The following is a 19,226-nucleotide window of genomic DNA, read 5'->3' as shown; positions in this document are numbered from 1 at the left end:
ATATTTGATGGGAGAAAAAGAAAAAGTCATATTAGTTGGCTGTCAATTGTCGCAAGATGATGATGAAAAATTTATGCATTCCATGAAAGAACTGGCATCGCTAGCAAAGACTGCGCGAGCGGAAGTGTTAGTATCAACGACGCAAAAGCGTCCGAAGTTTCATCCTGCAACTTATATAGGAAAAGGTAAACTAGAAGAGCTTGCTGCGATGACGGAAGAGTTAGAGCCGGCTGTTATTGTTTTTAATAATGAGTTAACACCAAGTCAAATTCGGAATTTATCTTCAGTATTAGATGCGAGAGTGATTGATCGAACGCAGTTAATACTAGATATTTTTGCGCAACGTGCGAAATCGAGAGAGGGTAAGCTTCAAGTAGAGTTAGCTCAGTTGCAATATACAATGCCGCGCCTTATGGGGCAAGGTTTGTCTTTATCACGTCTTGGTGGTGGAATTGGTACGAGAGGGCCGGGAGAGACGAAGCTCGAAACGGACCGTCGTCATATTCGATCACGTATTGATGAAATAAAGAAGCAACTTGCGGTTGTTGTAGAACATCGGAAAAGATATCGTGAGAGAAGGAAAGATAATAAAGTATTTCAAATTTCGTTAATTGGGTATACAAATGCAGGGAAATCTACGTTGTTTAATAGATTAACGGAAGCTGATACGTTTGAAGAAAACTTATTGTTTGCAACGCTAGATCCGACAACAAGGAAAATGCCGTTACCTTCTGGTTATACAGTGCTTTTGACTGATACGGTTGGTTTTATACAAGATTTACCTACGTCACTAATCGCTGCTTTTCGATCTACATTAGAAGAAGCTGGGGAAGCGGATGTTATTTTACATGTTGTTGATTCAGCAGATCCTAATTATGTAGGGCATGAGCAGACAGTAAAACAATTATTGTCAGACCTTGAAATTAATCATATTCCTATTATTACGTTATATAATAAAAAAGATAAATTGCATCAAAACTTCATTCCATTTCCGAAAAGTGATTTCTTAATGACTAGTGCTTTTGAAGAAAGTGATTTACTGCGTATAAAAGAAGCGATAGAAATGAAGATGAAGGAAGAAATGGATGATTATCAAGTGGAAATTCCTCCGAGTGAAGGTAGGTTGTTAACGCTTTTAAAGACGGAAACGTTATTAACTAAAATGGAGTTTCTAGAAGATAAATTTGTATATGATTGTACAGGATATATATTTGCTCATTCATCGCTTAATGGGCAATTAAAGAGATTTTTAGTGGAAGAAGGAGAAAATAATAATGTTTGATCGTTTGAAAAATGGAGAAAAAATTGCTCCAATCGTAAAAGAAGTAGAAAGTCAAATTATAGAAGTGCATAAACGTGTGGATGAAGTAATTGAGAGTAATCAATTTCGTGTGCTAGAAAGTTTTCGTAAACATAAAATTAGTGATTCGCATTTTATTCCGACGACAGGTTATGGGTATGATGATATTGGTCGTGACACGTTAGAGAAAGTGTATGCGGATGTATTTGGAGCGGAAGCGGGTCTTGTTCGTCCTCAAATTATTTCGGGTACTCATGCAATTTCAACAGCTTTATTTGGTATTTTACGTCCGGGAGATGAGTTACTATACATAACGGGGAAACCGTATGATACGTTAGAAGAAATCGTTGGTGTGCGCGGAAAAGGTGTAGGCTCATTTAAAGAATATAATATTGGTTATAACGCAGTTCCGTTAACTGAAGAGGGATTTGTGGACTTTGAAGCTGTTGCAGCTGCGATCCGTAGTAACACGAAGATGATTGGTATTCAACGTTCAAAAGGATATGCTACTCGTCCGTCGTTTACAGTTTCACAAATTAAAGAGATGATTGCGTTTGTTAAAGAGATTAAACCTGATGTTATTGTATTTGTAGATAACTGCTATGGCGAATTTATTGAAGAAAACGAGCCATGTCATGTTGGTGCGGACTTAATGGCAGGTTCTCTTATTAAGAATCCTGGCGGGGGAATTGTTAAAACGGGTGGTTACATTGTCGGTAAAGAACAGTATGTTGAAGCGTGTGCATATCGTCTAACATCTCCAGGGATTGGTGCGGAAGCAGGGGCATCTTTATACAGTCTGCAAGAAATGTATCAAGGTTTCTTCTTAGCGCCGCATGTTGCGGGTCAAGCGCTGAAAGGTGCTATTTTTACGGCGGCATTTTTAGAGAAATTAGGGATGAATACATCACCGGCATGGAATGCACCAAGAACGGATTTAATTCAATCTGTTCAATTTGACGATAAAGATCGTATGATTGCATTCTGTCAAGCGATTCAATATGCATCTCCAATTAATTCTCATTTCACTCCGTATGCAAACTATATGCCGGGATATGAAGATGATGTAATTATGGCTGCTGGGACATTTATTCAAGGCGCAAGTATCGAATTATCTGCGGATGGTCCGATTCGTCCTCCATATGTTGCATACGTACAAGGTGGATTGACGTATTCTCATGTGAAAATTGCGATTTGTTCTGCAATTGATGCGTTAATTGAAAAAAATCTATTAACAATTTCTTAAAGGGAAGCTGTCGATTTCGACAGCTTTTTTTCGTGTGAAAGTAATGATTTGTGCCATTAGAAAAAAGAATGAAAAAAATTATAAAAAAACCATGTAAGAAAAGCTAACATCTATTGACACTAAACATAACGTGGTATAAAATGAGAAGCAGTTAAGGCGAAGGAGGAACTGAAACAATGAAAGAAGATAGACGTTCTGCCCCGCTGTTTCCTATTGGTATAGTAATGGATTTAACACAATTATCTGCACGTCAAATTCGCTACTATGAAGAGCATAATCTTATTTTTCCAACCCGTACAAAAGGGAATCGTAGATTATTTTCATTTAACGATGTAGATAAATTGTTGGAAATTAAAGATTTGTTAGATCAAGGCTTAAATATGGCCGGAATTAAACAAGTATTGCAAATGAAAGAAAATCAAACAGAAGCAGTGAAAGTAAAAGAAGAAACGAAAGAAATTTCGAAAACTGAGCTTCGCAAAATACTTCGAGATGAACTACAGCATACAGGTAGATTTAATCGAACTTCATTGCGACAAGGTGATATTTCAAGATTTTTTCACTAAAGATAACTGATTCTGAAGGTGTTTAGAGGGACTAAGGAGGAATTTATAATGGCTAGGTACACAAGAGAAGATATTTTCCGTTTGGCGAAAGAAGAGAATGTAAAGTATATCCGTTTACAATTTACGGACCTTTTAGGAGTAATTAAAAACGTAGAAATTCCAGTGAGCCAATTAACAAAAGCTCTTGATAACAAAATGATGTTTGATGGATCTTCTATCGAAGGTTTCGTACGTATTGAAGAATCTGATATGTATTTATATCCAGATTTAGATACTTGGGTAATTTTCCCTTGGACAGCTGAAAAAGGTAAAGTAGCTCGTTTGATCTGTGATATTTACACTGCAGCTGGTGATCCATTTGATGGCGACCCACGTAACAACTTAAAGCGTGTGTTAAAAGAAATGGAAGCATTAGGATTCTCAGATTTCAATCTTGGACCAGAGCCAGAATTCTTCCTATTTAAAGTTGATGAAAAAGGAAATCCAACATTAGAATTAAACGATAACGGTGGATACTTCGACCTTGCGCCGATGGATTTAGGGGAAAACTGTCGTCGTGATATCGTTCTTGAACTTGAAGAAATGGGCTTTGAAATTGAAGCGTCTCACCATGAGGTTGCACCAGGTCAACACGAAATTGACTTTAAATATGCAAATGCAATTCGCTCATGTGATGACATTCAAACATTCAAACTTGTTGTAAAAACAATTGCTCGTAAACATGGCTTACATGCAACATTTATGCCGAAACCATTATACGGTGTGAACGGTTCAGGTATGCACTGTAACTTATCATTATTTAAAAATGGTGAGAACGTATTCTTCGATCAAAACGGAGACTTACAATTAAGTGATGATGCTCGTCACTTCATCGCGGGTATTTTAAAACATGCACCAGCATTTACAGCGGTAGCAAACCCAACTGTAAACTCTTACAAACGTTTAGTACCTGGATACGAAGCTCCTTGTTACGTAGCATGGTCTGCACAAAACCGTAGCCCATTAGTACGTATCCCTGCATCTCGTGGAATTAGTACACGCGTAGAAGTACGTAGTGTTGACCCAGCTGCAAACCCATATTTAGTAATGGCTACATTATTAGCAGCAGGTCTTGACGGAATTAAAAACAAATTAACTCCACCAGCTGCAGTAGACCGTAACATTTATGTAATGACAAAAGAAGAGCGCGAAGAAGCGGGTATTGTTGACTTACCAGCAACATTAGCGCAAGCATTAGTTACATTACAATCTAATGAAGTAGTATGCGGTGCACTAGGAGATCATTTACTTGAGCACTTCATCGAAGCGAAAGAGATTGAGTGGGACATTTTCCGCACGCAAGTTCACCAATGGGAACGCGATCAATATATGTCTCTATACTAAGATAGAAAAAAGCCCTAATACTACGGTATTAGGGCTTTTTCGTCATTTATCTACAGTGAAAAAACACGAATGTTGTCGTAATGTTTTTAGTGTCATCAGGAAGTAATTTAGTGAAAATAATTTGTGTTGACGCGTTCTGTATAAAGAACTAAAATGGCATTAACTAGAAATGTTTGTATATTTAAAAGAATGAAGATATTATTTTTTCTTAAGTTTTAGATGCCAATTTCAAGTTGAAGCTCATTGGTTTTAAATGAGGGGGAAAGTTATGGATAAGGAAATAAATTTGAAAAATCTATTTACTATTATACGGAAGAAAATTTGGATAATTCTATTATTTACAACTTTTACAACATTAGGAGGAGCGATTTATAGTATGTATGTAAAAACGCCATTATATGCCTCCTCGGCAAGACTTATTGTCCAAGCTAACGCTGAAACTATGAATACACTGAAAGCAATGGTAAATGAGCCTGTAATATTAGAAAAAGTAGCCGCTGAATTGAATATTAATAGATCCGTAGGTGCATTAAGTGGACAAATAAGTACAGAAAGTGTACAAGGTTCCCAAATAATAAGGATTAATGTGGTAGATACGGATCCTCTGCTTGCGCATAAAATTGCAAATACTACTGCAACTGTTTATAAGAAAGAAGTAGCTAATATATTGAATTTTAATAATGTGAGTATATTACCAGAAGATCCGGTTCAAAAACATTCAATGCCTATCAATGTAAATCACACTAAGACGATTGCAATTACATTCCTGATAGGTATGGTGCTAAGTATCGGTTTTATTTTTTTATTGGACTCTCTCGATGAGACAATCAAAACGGAAAGACGCATTGAGCAATTATTAGATATCCCGGTTTTAGGTGGAATTTCTAAAATGAGTAAGAAAAATAAGAAAGACAAATATAGTGAAAAGAATACGTTGTCATTGAAGGAGGAAACGGAGTGGGTTACAAAAATAGACGAAAAACAAATAAAGTTAAAGGAGAAAGTATAATTGTACATACCGCTCCAAGATCGAAAATTTCAGAGCAGTATCGTTCGATTCGAACAAATCTCCAATTATCCGCGTCTATTCATAAAAATAGAACTATAGTTATTACTTCTCCAAGGTATGGTGAAGGGAAATCAACTATTACAGTTAATTTAGCAGCTTCGATGGCACAAAAAGGTGAGAAAGTATTGGTGGTCGATGCAAATTTACGAACGCCGATTATTCATGAAATGTTTGGAGTGGAAAATACAATTGGATTAACTGATATACTGAACGGAAAAATAACTTTAGAGGGGGCAGTGAAAAAAACAGAGCTGGGAAGGCTGGATGTATTAACTAGCGGACCAGTACCATTTAATCCATCTGAAGTGCTTAGTTCGAGTGCAATGGATATGTTAGTTCAAAAGGCAATGGAACGGTATGATATCATATTATTTGATTCTTCTCCTGTATTAGAGGTAACGGATACAAGTGTATTGGCTGATAAATGTGAAGGTGTATTATTGGTGATACGTTATAATCATACTGTGAACGAAGATGCGCTTGAAACGAAAAGGGCGTTAAGTTTTACGAAAAGTAGGATGTTAGGTGCGATTTTGAATGGAAAAGTATGAATAATATAAATGTACTTTAGGGAAAAAATTCAAAATTTGTATATAAAGATGTTCTTTATAAAGAATTTTTTTAAAAAAGGACTACGATGTGGTGATGTCTCCTTACCGCTATCAATGGAGGCACTCGATTATGCTGTGGGGTGTGAAAACAACCTTAGATGCGAGTCATCAAGAGCGTAATGTGAGGGAGGGTTAGATGCCCATTTTTATTAAAGTTTGTAGCTATGTGTTTTTAGTAAAGAGAATATAGCTACAAACTTTATTTTTGAAATAAATTGGGAAGAGTTATGTAAGGAATTGATTAAAGGGGGAAGTAATATGACGTATCGACGGAGGATATCGCTATTGCTTTTAATGGATTCACTGATTGTATTAGGTGCAATTTTTTTTAGTTATTTCTTTGTAAATGCTAGCTTCAGTGTTATCACTTTATCATCAGTTATTAGTTCTATCACTTTATTATTAAGTCATCATTTGTTTGCTTTTGTTTATAAGTTATACAAAAAAGCTTGGGAATACGCAAGTATAGGTGAACTACTCATTATATGCAAAGTTGTTACATTTTCTATTATCACTACAGCGGTTGTGCAACAACTAATCATGCAAAAAATGTATTTTCGATTGTTAGTTGTAACTTGGATGATTCATATTTTATTAATTGGTGGTTCGCGTTTTATATGGAGAATGTATAGAGATACTTATTATGTGAAAAATGGTGACAAAAAAAGAACTTTAATTGTTGGTGCTGGTTCAGCTGGGACAATGGTTGCAAGACAGTTGTTAAAGAATAGTGCTGCCGAATTAATACCAGTCGCATTTATGGATGATAATGTAAAAAAACATAACCTTGATATTTGGGGTATTCCAGTAATTGGTGGTATTAATCAAATTGAGTACGTTGTTAAAAAACTGAATATTGAAATAATAATTTTAGCAATTCCTTCATTAAACAAAAGAGAGCAAAATGTTATTTTGAAAAGATGTTTAAAAACAGAAGTGAAAACTCAAATTCTTCCGATGTTAGAAGACTTAGTAACGGGTAAAGTTTCGGTGAATGAATTCAGGGATGTTCAAGTAGAAGATTTATTAGGGCGCGATCCTGTAGAACTTGATGTGGATGTTATTTCAGATTATATAACTGACAAAGTCATTTTAGTTACTGGTGCAGGAGGTTCGATTGGTTCGGAAATTTGTAGACAAATTGCAAAATTCAGGCCAAAAAAGTTGATTTTACTAGGGCATGGGGAGAACAGTATTTATTCTATAGAAATGGAATTAAACAGAAAATATGGAGATATGAAAGGCACGTTTATTCCTGAAATCGCAGATATACAAGATGAAAAGAAGATGCAATTAATTATGAGCAAACATCTTCCGAATGTTGTATATCATGCAGCTGCACATAAACATGTACCACTAATGGAGAATAATCCTGAAGAGGCTGTTAAAAATAATTTGATTGGGACTATGAATATAGCAGAGGCAGCGAGAGCGCATGGAGTGGGAACATTTGTCATGATTTCTTCGGATAAAGCAGTGAATCCGACGAGTGTTATGGGAGCAACGAAAAAATTGGCGGAGATGGTTATTCAAAATAAAGATAAATTAAGTCATACAAAATTTGTTACTGTACGCTTTGGGAATGTCTTAGGAAGTAGAGGGAGTGTTATACCTTTATTTAAGAAGCAAATTCAAAATGGTGGACCAGTTACAGTTACTCATCCTGATATGGTTCGGTATTTTATGACAATCCCGGAAGCATCAAGACTCGTAGTGCAAGCTGGTGCTTTAGCTAAAGGTGGAGAGATTTTTGTTTTAGACATGGGAGAACCAGTGAAAATTGTCGACCTTGCCAAAAATCTTATTCGATTATCAGGAAATTCTGTAGATGAAATAGGAATAGAATTTACTGGTATACGTCCAGGGGAGAAACTTTTTGAAGAATTACTAAAAGAAGATGAAATGAATGAAAAGCAAATTCATCCGAGGATTTACGTAGGACAAGAAATGAATGTTCGTATAGAAGAGATAGAAGAATTTGTTTCTATATATATAAATTTGAATGAAACAGAATTACGAGATAGATTATTATATTTAGTTAATCATCGCAAACCTTTGAAAATGTTAATTCCAGTATCAGGATAATAGTGTGTGAGTTTAATAAGAATAAAATAAGACGGGTGCGTGGGAATGATGTCTAAAAAAGTTCTGTTTTGTGCAACTGTGGATTATCATTTTAAGGCGTTTCATTTACCGTATATGAAATGGTTCGCAGAGCAGGGATGGGAAGTGCATGTTGCAGCGAATGGCAACATGGAACTTCCATATGTCAATCAAAAATACAATATCCCTTTTCAAAGATCACCTATTAGATTACAAAATTTTCATGCATACAAAAAGTTAATGTCGATTATTGATAAAAATAAATATAACATTATTCATTGTCATACGCCCATGGGAGGAGTAATTGCGCGTTTAGCTGCTCGGAAATCAAGGAAGCAAGGAACGAAAGTCGTATATACAGCACATGGATTTCACTTTTGTAAAGGGTCACCGTATATGAATTGGTTACTCTATTATCCGATTGAAAGAATTCTAGCTTCTCATACGGATTGCTTAATAACAATTAACCAAGAAGATTATGATTTAGCAGTTAAACATCGCTTTCCAGTGAAAGATATTAAGCTAGTTCACGGTGTAGGAATAGATGTACAACGGTTTACTTCTGTAACTGAAATTGAGAAACGAGAATTAAAGCTACAATGTGGCTATAAATCACAAGATTTTTTAATGTTTTATGCTGCTGAATTTAATAAGAATAAAAATCAAAGCTTTTTAATCCGTGTATTAGCACAATTGAAAAATGAAATGCCACATGCGAAGCTTTTGCTGGCTGGAGAAGGTCCGTTAATAGAAGAGTGTAAAAAAATAGCTACTCAACTAGGAGTGACTAACATGGTTCATTTTCTCGGTTACAGAAATGATATAGCTTCCTTACTACAGATGTGTGATCTTGCGGTTGCATCCAGTTACAGGGAGGGTTTGCCAGTTAATATTATGGAGGCCATGGCTTGTGGACTTCCGGTTGTAGCTACTGATAACCGGGGACATAGGGAATTGATTATTAATAATAAAAATGGTTGGATTGTAGATCGTGATGATATAAAAGCCATGGCTGACAGGATAAAGGGTATTTCTATAAATCCTAAAGTATTAGCTCAGATGGGGCAGTATGGATGTACTAGTATTAAAAATCAATATTCAGTCAATGAAGTGTTAAAAGAGAAACAAGAAATTTATACAACATTCATGGGTGAAATGGAGGAGTTAAGGTGGGTACTCCATTAAGAGTATTACACGTAGTCGTAAATATGAATAGAGGCGGCGCCGAAACGCTAATTATGAATTTATATCGCAATATAGATCGTTCCAAAGTTCAATTTGATTTTTTAACATGTAAAGAAGGAGTGTTTGATGAAGAAATAGTAAAGTTAGGCGGGGCAATTCATAGAATTCCATATATCACAAACGTTGGACATAGAGGATATATAAAAGCACTGGATACTTTCTTTACCTCTCATCAAGAATATAGAATTGTACATTCACACATGGATAAAATGAGCGGATTTGTACTTCGTTCTGCTAAGAAGGCGGGAATATCGGTTAGGATTGCTCACAGTCATAATACTAGTAGTGAGGGAGGAATTGCGGCAAAAATCTATAAATGGCATGCAGGAAAATCTATATCTACATGTGCAACACATTTGTTAGCATGTTCAAATGCTGCTGCGAGATGGTTATTTGCAGATAAAGCTGATACAGCCAAAATCTTAAAAAATGGAATTGATTGTGATAGATTTTTGTTCCGTCCTGAAATAAGAAAACAAGTAAGAAAGGAATTACAAATTGAACAGGAAGCTTTTGTTATAGGTCATGTCGGAAGATTCGCTTATCAAAAAAATCATACCTATCTTATAGATTTATTTGCTCAGTTAACTCAATTTCGGCCAAATTCAATACTGTTATTAGCTGGTGAAGGGCCGCTTCGCATGGAAATTGAAAAAAAAGTAAAAGATTTGAATATAGAGAAGAATATAAGATTTCTTGGGGTACGAGGTGATATAGAACGTATACTTCAAGCATTTGATGCATTTGTTTTTCCATCTATTCATGAGGGATTACCAGTCACACTTGTAGAAGCGCAAGGGGTTGGTTTACCTTGTATCATATCGGATACTATTACGAAAGAAGTGGATTTGGGAATGAATTTAATTGAACATTTGCCTCTAACGGATAAAGTGGCTTGGATAGAAAAAATGAAAAAATTAGAAACTAGTAATTTCTCGAGGAATATATCAGCTCAATTATTATTAGAAAAAGGATACGATATTAAGCATACGGCAGAATTAACCCAAGATTTTTATTCCGTACTTTCGAGGTGAGTAATTTGGAGAATTTAACGATTTTCACCCCTACTTATAATAGAGCGTATTGTCTTCAAAATTGTTATGAGAGTTTAAAACGTCAAACATGTAAGGGTTTTGTATGGTTAATAATAGATGATGGATCTAGTGATAACACAAAAGAATTGGTGGATAGCTGGATTGCTGAAAAACATATCAAAATTATGTATCATTGGCAACAAAATCAAGGGATGCATGGTGCTCATAATACAGCCTATGAAATGATTGATACGGAGTTAAACGTTTGTATTGATTCTGATGATTACATGCCAGATGATGCTGTAGAAAAAATCCTTTCTTTTTGGAATAGTTATGGGAATGATGAAGTTAGTGGAATAATTGGACTGGACTTGTATATAAATGGGCAAATAATTGGCTCAAAGTTACCAGAGGACCTTAAATACTCCACGCTTTTTGATCTTTACAACAAACATGGTGTTACAGGTGATAAAAAATTGGTCTATCGCACAGAATTGACTAAGAAATATCCATACCCAATTTTTAAAAATGAAAAATATGTAGGATTAGCATATAAATACTATATGTTAGATCAACAATATGAGATGTTACTAATGAACGAAGCACTTTGCTATGTTGAATACATGCCTGACGGTTCATCAATGAATATGCTAAATCAATATCGTAAAAACCCAAGAGGTTTTGCTTTTTATCGTAAGGAACTTATGAAATTACCATTTACTAATCGAGTATTCAAGTATAGGCAAGCTGTACATTATGTATCCAGCAGCTTCATAGCGAGAAATAAAAGATTTATACAAGAGTCGCCATGCAAAGGTCTGACGATTTGCGCATTACCATTGGGGATTATTCTTTATAGTTACATTACAATGAAAACAAGAATGGAAGTAAATATATAGGGATTTACTTAGTAAGTAAATGAGAGGACATAATAATGACTATACTTTGGATGAATCTTTTTATCGTATTCATACTCGCATTTTTTGCAAGGTATTTTGCTATACCAGTGACTAATAGTCTTATATTGATAAAGCCAAATAGGATGTTGGTTTTAATGGCGGCTTTATCTCTTGTGTTGGTGGCGGGGCTTCGAAATAATATTGGGGATACTTATTTTTATATGCATGCATATAATGTTACTGAATTTAATTGGGAATACATCCAAAATAATAAAGACATGGGATTCAATATTTTTCAAATGATTTTAAAGGGATACACGGATGATCCTCAGGCTATGGTTTTTATTACAGCCCTAATAACAAATTTATTAATTGTATTCACCTTATATAAATATTCAAGATTAATTGAGATAAGTCTTTATGTATATATAACATCTGGCATGTATTTAGTCTCCATGAATGGAATAAGGCAGTATTTAGCTGCAGCTATTAGCTTTGCTGCTATAAAATATATTTTTGATGGTAGTTGGAAAAAATACGTTTTAATAATACTTTTTGCATCAGCATTTCATCAAAGTGCGCTTGTTCTAATTCCAATATATTTTTTAGTTCGAAGGAAATCTTGGTCAGCAATGACATGTATCCTTCTTGTTTTTGCTGTAATAATTGTAATTGGATTTAATCAATTTTCAACGTTATTCTTTGCGGCTATAGAAGATACACAATATGGTGAATATAAGAATTTTCATGAAGGGGGTGCTAATATACTTAGGGTTGTAGTGGACTCTATCCCACTTATACTTGCTTACCGTGGTAGAGAAAAATTAAGAGAGATTTTTCCGAAGAGTGATTATATTGTAAATATGGCCTTGTTAGGTTCTGTTTTTATGCTCATTTCAACGCAGAATTGGATTTTCGCAAGGTTTTCGATTTATTTTGGACTCTATCAACTAATATTAATTTCGTGGGTTGTAAAGCTTTTTACTGAAAAAGATCGGAAAATTATCTATTATTTGATATTGGTGTTTTATTTTATTTATTTTATTTATGAACATGTAATTACTCTTGGAATTATTTATAAGAGTAATTTTTTTAACCTATAAATAATTAATGAAGGTGAATAATGTTGACAAATGTTATGAAAATACCACGTATAATACATTACTGTTGGTTCGGTGGAAAAGAAAAACCTGACATAGTCAAAAAGTGTATAGATAGCTGGAAAAAGAATTTATCGGAATATGAACTAATAGAATGGAATGAAAAAAATTTTGATATAAATAATAATCCATATGTGCAAGAGGCTTATAAATCAGGAAAGTTTGCGTTTGTTAGTGATTATGTGCGAGTACATGCATTATATAACTTCGGTGGAATTTACTTAGACACAGATGTTGAAGTATTCAAATCTTTCGATGTTTTATTGTATCATGATTCTTTTTGGGGGTTTGAACAAGAAAATTATATAGCTACGAGTACAATAGGGGCCGCTAAAGAAAATCAACTTATAAAAATGTTTTTAGATTTATATAAAGAGAAAAATTTTATAAATGAAGATGGAAGCTATGATGATTTGACCAATGTAGCTATGATAACAGAGATATTAAAAGACATAGGTTTAAAAATAAATGGAGAATATCAGGAAATAGAAGGTATAGGTGCCTTTTATCCGCAAACATATTTTTCACCATATGATTATATCAATTGTAGAAAATTTATAACTAAAAACACATATGCTATACATCATTTTTATAAGAGTTGGTTACCACCTAAAGCGAGATTTAAAAGTAACATAAAGATAATAGTATCTAAAGTTATAGGTGGAGAAAATATAGCTAGAATTAGAAAAATAGTTTCAAGAATTTAGGAGGCGAAAATGAAAAATGTATTAATAGCCTCTTTTGACATGGAAGTTGGAGGAGTAGAAAGAAGCTTAATAAGTATGCTTGATAACTTTGATTACAAAAACTATGGTGTTGATTTGATGTTATATAGGCACAAAGGTGATTTTATGGATTTAGTTACTAATAAAGTAAACTTATTAGACGAAATTTCGCAGTATACAACTTTTAGAAAATCAATAGGTGAAATCTTTAAAGATAAACAATACAGTATCGGATTAACAAGAATTGTATCTAAAATAAATGCTGATTTTACAGGAAGAACAAAAAGAATAACAGAACCAGGGTATTATCAGATGCAATTAATGTGGCAGTATGCTTTACCATTTCTTCCGAAAGTAGATAAGGAATATGACGTGGCCATTAGTTATTTGTGGCCGCATTATTTTATAGCCGATAAAATTAGGGCTAAAAAGAAAATAGCATGGATTCATACAGATTATTCCACAATAGAGCCAGATTTACATATGGATTTTAAAATGTGGAAAAAATTTGATCATATTGTTGCTGTATCAGAAGCATGCAAAAATTCATTTTTAAAAAAATATAGTGAATTAGAAAATAAGGTTGTTGTAATAGAAAATATTACTTCCCCAGAGTTTATTAGAAAAATGGCTAATGAAGATATAGAAAATCCAATGACTAAGGATAACAGATTTAAAATTATCACAGTAGCCAGATTGTCTCATGCAAAAGGAATTGACAATGCTGTCAGTGCTTTAAAAATGTTAAAAGATAAAGGATATGATGATATTGCTTGGTATGTAGTTGGATATGGTGGAGATGAAGTGATGATCAAAGACTTAATAAAAAATTTGAAACTGGAAGCTGATTTTATATTATTAGGAAAACAAACGAATCCATATCCATATATGAAAGAAGCTGATTTATATGTACAACCGTCTAGGTACGAAGGGAAAGCTGTTACAGTAGGAGAAGCTCAGATACTCTCAAAGCCAGTTATGATAACGAATTATACAACAGCAAAAAGTCAGGTGAGAAATGGGTTTGATGGATATATTATAGAATTGTCTATTGACGGAATAGCAAATGGAATTGAAAAACTGTATAAGGATTCTTTTATGAGAAAAGAATTAACTAATAATTGTAGTGAAACAGATTATTCCAACAGTTATGAATTGGATAAGTTGTATGAGGTGATAGAACACTAAAAAAAGAATTAATCTAGGTGTTCATGAAAGAGACAAAAATTATAACTAAAATTTAGGAATTCGTTAGTAAAGGAGTAATATAGATATGATTAAAAAAGTAAGCGTTATAATCCCTGTTTACAATGCAGAAAAATATATTACTCAATGTATAGAATCACTTTTAAGTCAGACACTTCAAGAATGTGAGTTTATCTTTGTAAATGATGGTTCAAAGGATACTAGTCGGCAAATTCTTGAGAGGTATCAAAAATTAGATAATAGAATAAAACTTGTAAATCAAAAAAATCAAGGAGTGAGTATTGCAAGAAATAAAGGTTTACAGATTGCTATCGGAGAATATATTGGATTTGTTGATGCTGATGATTATATAGAACCAGATATGTATGAAATATTATATAATTCAGCAAAACAAAGTAATTGTGATGTAGTTATATCAAATTTTAAGTGGGAGATAGAAGGGCATAAAATAATTACAAAATATTCATTTCCAGTAGATATTGTTTTACAAACAGATTATATAGAGCAAGACTTACTACCGTACTTCCTTAAGGAAGATAATTTAAATACTGTTTGTAATAAAATATATAGGAATGACCTAATAAAAGAAGAAAGTGTGAAGTTTCCAGAGAAGGTTGTATTAGGAGAAGATGGAATGTTTAATATTCAATTTTTTAGCAATGCAACAAGCGCGAAATATATAGATTACACAGGATATCATTATAGGGAAGTAGTGGGCAGTGCAACTAAAAACATATCAGAAAAAGACTATTTTAAGAGAGCAGTGGAAGTGTATACAATGGAACTACCCAATATATATACTGATAAAATTGACAATGTAAGGATGAACCAACTAAAATCAATAAAATTTATAAATAGTGTAATGTCCTATATACATATTTATTTTACACCATGTGAAAATGTAAGTTTCAATAAGAGGTATGAATACGTAAGAAATATGGTGCGAAATAAATATGTGAGGGAGGCATTACCTATATATTGTAGGGAAACGTATGGCACATTAGGGAAGTATGAGAAGTTTGTTGTAGATTTGGTGAAAATAAAATCAATTATTGGACTTTATTGTGTTACTGCTTACAGTAGATTCAGAAATCAATAATAGTGGGGGAGTTCAGTATGAAGATTTTGATGTTTGCTCATGATGGCAGCCTAAATAGAGGATGTGAGGCTATAGTCCGTTCATCTACTAATATAATAAAAGAAAGATTGAAGGAAACAAAGGTTTATTTGGTATCGGGAAGGCCTGAAACAGATCAAATAATAACTAAGTTAGATGACATATACGATGGCTCTAGCTGCAATATAAAGAAGTATTCATACGATTGGTTTCTTTCCTCCCTTCAGGTGAAATTTTTTAATGATGAGTCTTATGCCTTGGGAAAGATTTATAACAATATTATAAAGCATATAAAGAACGTAGATATATGCTTATCTATAGGAGGAGACAATTATTGTTATGGAGAGCAGCCTGGATGGTATGAGATAGATAGAAGGGTGAAAGCGCAAGGAAAGAAGTTAGTGTTATGGGGGTGTTCTATAGGAGAAGAAGATATGTCCGAAAGAAAGTTTGAAGATTTGGAATTATTCGATTTAATATTAGCTCGTGAAACTCTTACTTATAATATGTTGAAAAATAAGGGGTTAAATAATGTTGAGCTATGTGCAGATCCCGCATTTACTATGGAAAAAGAAGAATTGGAGTTACCCGAAGGGTGGCAAGAGGGAAATACAGTAGGTCTTAACTTTAGCCCAATTGTGTGGAATAGAAATAAGAAATCTCAGGTAGCAGTAAGCGATCTTATAAATCATATATTAAACTCTACTAACATGACAATTGCTTTTACACCGCATGTTATAGATGATGGAAACAATGATTATGAGGTACTCTATAAATATTATGAGGAATTTAAAAATACGGGTAGAGTGATTATATTACCAGATAACTTAAATGCCATACAATATAAGGGGTATATAGCAAGAATGAGATTCTTTATAGGAGCGAGAACTCATGCGACGATAGCTGCTTATTCAAATTATATCCCAACCATAGTATTAGGATATAGCGTGAAGTCTAAAGGAATAGCAAAAGATCTTTTTGGAGAAGAAAAATTAGTGTTGGGTATAGAAGAAATTTCTAATAGTGAAACGCTAAAAGCTGTATTTAATGAAATGGTAGAGGAAGAAGCAGAAATAAAGCAAAAACTACAGCAATCGATACCGACTATAAAAAAAAGGTCATATAAAGCAGTTGAATATTTATATGACCTAGTTAAGTAATCTGAGGTATATTATGAAGAAAAACTTGTTATTTGTTATGCCGAGCTTATCTGCCGGTGGTGGACAAAAAAGCTTAGTGAATTTATTATCACAAATAGACTATAAATTATACAATGTGGATTTATTTTTATTTAGTAAAACGGGAGTATTTTTAAACTCAATACCGAAAGAAGTAAATATACTACATTTCCCAAAAAATTATGAAGTATTTACAAGTAGATTAACTAGCTCGATAGTAAGCTTTCTTAAAACTGGACAAGTCAGCTTAGCATATTCTAGATTTATGTTCTTTATTAAGAATAGAATTATAAATAATTCTACGATTTCAGAACAGTATACGTGGAAATACGTAAGTAAGTCATTTGAGGTTTTGGAGAAAGAGTATGATGTAGCGATAGGATATCTTGAGAAATCTCCTATATATTTTGTAGTTGATAAAGTAAAAGCGAAAAAGAGGATTGGATGGATACACACAAACTACGCGAACTCAGGTATGGATGGTCATTTTGATTATTCATATTTTGAACGATTAGATAATATAATTACTGTTTCGGAAGAATGTGCAAAATCTTTAGAAAATAATTTTGTGCATTTAAAACAAAAAGTTAAAGTCATATATAATATCGTGTCTCCTAAGATTATTAATAAGTTATCCAATAGCGGAAAATTAGAAGGTTTTATATGTGATAACCATTACACAAATATTATTACTTTGGCTAGGTTAAGTCATGAAAAAGGTATAGATATTGCAATAAAGTCTTGTAGACTATTAGTGAACAAGGGTTATAAAGTAAGGTGGTATGTTTTGGGCGAGGGAACAGAAAAGAAAACATTAGAAAGCTTAATAGAGAGTAATGGGTTGAAAGAAAATTTTAAATTATTGGGACTTAAAGAAAATCCATATCCGTTTATAAAAAAAGCTGATATATATGTTCAACCATCTAGGTATGAAGGGAAATCCATAGCAATTGATGAAGCTAAAATATTGAATAAGTCTATAGTTGTTACCAATTTTAGTACTGCAAAAGATCAAATTGAAAATGAAGTAAATGGTCTAATTGTAGATATGAAACCAGAAGCTATTGTAAATGGAATTGAAAAGCTTATAAAGAATACAAAACTGAAACGTAGTTTAGTAAGTAACTTATCTAAAGAGAACTTAGGAACTGAAGAAGAAATATATAAGCTATATAAAATTTTATAACTGGTGAGGCGTATGAAAAAAAATATATTATTTGTAATAAATAATTTAAACTGTGGGGGAGCAGAAAAGGCACTAATTTCTTTATTAGAAACGATAAATTACTCAATGTATAATGTAGATTTGTTTTTATTTAAACATGAAGGATTATTTTTTAGGAAAATACCTCGACAAGTGAATTTGTTAGAAGAGCCTTATGAGTATCAATATTTTGATATGCCCATAAAAAAAGCTATTATAGACTGCATCAAAAAAGGAAGAATAGATATAGCTTTAGCAAGACTATGTGCAGGGTATATATTTAAAAGTGAACAGGATAGAGTGAGATGTGAGCAGATGATTTGGAAATGTATATCAAAATCTTTGAGAGGAATAGATAAAAACTATGATGTAGCGATAGGGTATCTTGAAAAGAATCCTGTGTATTTTTGCGTAGACAAGGTAAAAGCAAAAAAGAAAATTGGATTTATACACAATGATTACGATGAGTTAGGCATGGACCCAAAGATTGATAGTGGGTATTTTGCTAAATTAGATAACATAGTAACTGTATCAAGAGAATGTGCAAATGTCCTAAAAGAAAGATTTCCCATGTATAAGAAAAAAGTCAAAGTTATGCATAATATAGTATCCTCGAATATGATAAATAAAATGTCATTAGAGAAGATAGATATGAAGGATAAAGGAATAAAGATAGTTTCAGTAGGAAGATTGAACTATCAAAAAGGGTTTGAAATGGCGATAGCGGCATGTAAAGAATTGGAGGGGGATGGGTATAAAATAACATGGTATGTCGTTGGAGAAGGAGAAGAAAGAGTTAATTTAGAAAAAATGATAGAAGAAAATGACCTTAAAGGGAAATTTATTCTACTAGGGATTAAAGAGAACCCATATCCGTATATAAGGGAAGCTAACATCTATGTCCAACCATCGAGATTTGAAGGGAAATCTATCGCAATAGACGAAGCGAAAATTTTACATAAACCGATAGTAATAACAAATTTCAGCACAGCAAAAGATCAAATCAAAAATAAAGAAAACGGAATTATTGTAGAAATGGATCCTCATGCAATATCAGAAGGAATTAAGAAATTAATAGACAATGAGGAATTAAGAATTAAATTAACCAGTAATTTATCGAAAGAAAATCTAGGAACCGAGTCGGAGATAGAGAAATTATATACACTATTTGAATAGTATA

At 33.1% G+C, this 19,226-nt stretch carries 17 protein-coding genes; all 17 read left to right on the top strand.

The features are described from left to right. The first annotated feature begins 7 nt into the window (after positions 1 to 7). The 17 genes from hflX to EXW56_RS17475 all read left to right on the top strand — a co-directional run bounded on the left by hflX (position 8) and on the right by EXW56_RS17475 (position 19,222). Complete coding sequence (hflX, locus tag EXW56_RS17555; protein WP_141558692.1) at positions 8 to 1,282, top strand: GTPase HflX; 1,275 nt, start codon at positions 8 to 10, stop codon at positions 1,280 to 1,282. Next, complete coding sequence (locus EXW56_RS17550; RefSeq protein ID WP_002111255.1) at positions 1,275 to 2,546, top strand: methionine gamma-lyase family protein; 1,272 nt, start codon at positions 1,275 to 1,277, stop codon at positions 2,544 to 2,546. The genes hflX and EXW56_RS17550 overlap by 8 nt, the downstream gene beginning before the upstream one ends. 176 nt (positions 2,547 to 2,722) lie before the next feature. After that, a complete protein-coding gene (gene glnR / locus EXW56_RS17545; RefSeq protein ID WP_002111254.1) occupies positions 2,723 to 3,112 on the top strand; it encodes a transcriptional repressor GlnR in 390 nt (129 codons plus the stop codon). A 48-nt stretch (positions 3,113 to 3,160) separates the two neighbouring features. Beyond that, positions 3,161 to 4,495: a type I glutamate--ammonia ligase gene (gene glnA / locus EXW56_RS17540; RefSeq protein ID WP_002111253.1), complete on the top strand. Its 1,335-nt coding sequence runs from the start codon at positions 3,161 to 3,163 to the stop codon at positions 4,493 to 4,495. A gap of 268 nt (positions 4,496 to 4,763) precedes the next feature. Beyond that, positions 4,764 to 5,504: a YveK family protein gene (locus EXW56_RS17535; RefSeq protein ID WP_002199607.1), complete on the top strand. Its 741-nt coding sequence runs from the start codon at positions 4,764 to 4,766 to the stop codon at positions 5,502 to 5,504. Next, positions 5,453 to 6,115, top strand: a complete 663-nt coding sequence (locus EXW56_RS17530) for a CpsD/CapB family tyrosine-protein kinase (RefSeq protein WP_098988339.1) — start codon at positions 5,453 to 5,455, stop codon at positions 6,113 to 6,115. Before EXW56_RS17535 ends, EXW56_RS17530 begins: the two co-directional genes overlap by 52 nt. 318 nt (positions 6,116 to 6,433) lie before the next feature. Next, complete coding sequence (locus tag EXW56_RS17525; RefSeq protein ID WP_215596820.1) at positions 6,434 to 8,260, top strand: polysaccharide biosynthesis protein; 1,827 nt, start codon at positions 6,434 to 6,436, stop codon at positions 8,258 to 8,260. 45 nt (positions 8,261 to 8,305) lie between these two features. After that, a complete protein-coding gene (locus EXW56_RS17520) occupies positions 8,306 to 9,463 on the top strand; it encodes a glycosyltransferase family 4 protein (protein WP_215596819.1) in 1,158 nt (385 codons plus the stop codon). Continuing rightward, the gene (locus EXW56_RS17515) at positions 9,448 to 10,557 is read left to right on the top strand and encodes a glycosyltransferase family 1 protein (RefSeq protein WP_215596818.1); all 1,110 of its coding nucleotides are present in this window, start codon (positions 9,448 to 9,450) and stop codon (positions 10,555 to 10,557) included. Before EXW56_RS17520 ends, EXW56_RS17515 begins: the two co-directional genes overlap by 16 nt. 5 nt (positions 10,558 to 10,562) lie before the next feature. Continuing rightward, positions 10,563 to 11,456 carry a glycosyltransferase family 2 protein gene (locus EXW56_RS17510; RefSeq protein WP_002111245.1) on the top strand — a complete coding sequence of 298 codons (894 nt, stop codon included), beginning with the start codon at positions 10,563 to 10,565 and terminating at the stop codon, positions 11,454 to 11,456. A gap of 35 nt (positions 11,457 to 11,491) precedes the next feature. Beyond that, entirely contained in the window at positions 11,492 to 12,559 is a 1,068-nt protein-coding gene (locus tag EXW56_RS17505; protein ID WP_215557350.1) for an EpsG family protein, read from the top strand. Positions 12,560 to 12,579: 20 nt separating this feature from the next. Next, a complete protein-coding gene (locus EXW56_RS17500; protein WP_002160842.1) occupies positions 12,580 to 13,323 on the top strand; it encodes a glycosyltransferase family 32 protein in 744 nt (247 codons plus the stop codon). Between the two features lie 9 nt (positions 13,324 to 13,332). After that, complete coding sequence (locus EXW56_RS17495) at positions 13,333 to 14,529, top strand: glycosyltransferase (RefSeq protein WP_215557348.1); 1,197 nt, start codon at positions 13,333 to 13,335, stop codon at positions 14,527 to 14,529. A gap of 85 nt (positions 14,530 to 14,614) precedes the next feature. Beyond that, a complete protein-coding gene (locus tag EXW56_RS17490) occupies positions 14,615 to 15,646 on the top strand; it encodes a glycosyltransferase (protein WP_016100234.1) in 1,032 nt (343 codons plus the stop codon). A gap of 17 nt (positions 15,647 to 15,663) precedes the next feature. Then, positions 15,664 to 16,824, top strand: coding sequence for a polysaccharide pyruvyl transferase family protein (locus tag EXW56_RS17485; protein WP_215557347.1), 1,161 nt, complete (start codon positions 15,664 to 15,666; stop codon positions 16,822 to 16,824). Positions 16,825 to 16,837: 13 nt separating this feature from the next. After that, the gene (locus tag EXW56_RS17480) at positions 16,838 to 18,028 is read left to right on the top strand and encodes a glycosyltransferase (protein ID WP_002160846.1); all 1,191 of its coding nucleotides are present in this window, start codon (positions 16,838 to 16,840) and stop codon (positions 18,026 to 18,028) included. Between the two features lie 12 nt (positions 18,029 to 18,040). After that, entirely contained in the window at positions 18,041 to 19,222 is a 1,182-nt protein-coding gene (locus EXW56_RS17475) for a glycosyltransferase (RefSeq protein WP_215557346.1), read from the top strand. The last annotated feature ends 4 nt before the right edge of the window (positions 19,223 to 19,226 follow it).

Source organism: Bacillus mycoides (genome assembly GCF_018742245.1).
GTDB lineage: Bacteria > Bacillota > Bacilli > Bacillales > Bacillaceae_G > Bacillus_A > Bacillus_A cereus_U.
This window is presented reverse-complemented; position numbering and strand designations above follow the sequence as displayed.

Coding starts and splice junctions, on each gene's coding strand:
- EXW56_RS17500 (WP_002160842.1), top strand. CDS start 12,580: ATGTTGACAAATGTTATGAAAATACCACGTATAATACATTACTGTTGG.
- hflX (WP_141558692.1), top strand. CDS start 8: ATGGGAGAAAAAGAAAAAGTCATATTAGTTGGCTGTCAATTGTCGCAA.
- EXW56_RS17490 (WP_016100234.1), top strand. CDS start 14,615: ATGATTAAAAAAGTAAGCGTTATAATCCCTGTTTACAATGCAGAAAAA.
- EXW56_RS17485 (WP_215557347.1), top strand. CDS start 15,664: ATGAAGATTTTGATGTTTGCTCATGATGGCAGCCTAAATAGAGGATGT.
- EXW56_RS17550 (WP_002111255.1), top strand. CDS start 1,275: ATGTTTGATCGTTTGAAAAATGGAGAAAAAATTGCTCCAATCGTAAAA.
- EXW56_RS17480 (WP_002160846.1), top strand. CDS start 16,838: ATGAAGAAAAACTTGTTATTTGTTATGCCGAGCTTATCTGCCGGTGGT.
- EXW56_RS17525 (WP_215596820.1), top strand. CDS start 6,434: ATGACGTATCGACGGAGGATATCGCTATTGCTTTTAATGGATTCACTG.
- EXW56_RS17520 (WP_215596819.1), top strand. CDS start 8,306: ATGATGTCTAAAAAAGTTCTGTTTTGTGCAACTGTGGATTATCATTTT.
- EXW56_RS17505 (WP_215557350.1), top strand. CDS start 11,492: ATGACTATACTTTGGATGAATCTTTTTATCGTATTCATACTCGCATTT.
- glnA (WP_002111253.1), top strand. CDS start 3,161: ATGGCTAGGTACACAAGAGAAGATATTTTCCGTTTGGCGAAAGAAGAG.
- EXW56_RS17495 (WP_215557348.1), top strand. CDS start 13,333: ATGAAAAATGTATTAATAGCCTCTTTTGACATGGAAGTTGGAGGAGTA.
- glnR (WP_002111254.1), top strand. CDS start 2,723: ATGAAAGAAGATAGACGTTCTGCCCCGCTGTTTCCTATTGGTATAGTA.
- EXW56_RS17475 (WP_215557346.1), top strand. CDS start 18,041: ATGAAAAAAAATATATTATTTGTAATAAATAATTTAAACTGTGGGGGA.
- EXW56_RS17535 (WP_002199607.1), top strand. CDS start 4,764: ATGGATAAGGAAATAAATTTGAAAAATCTATTTACTATTATACGGAAG.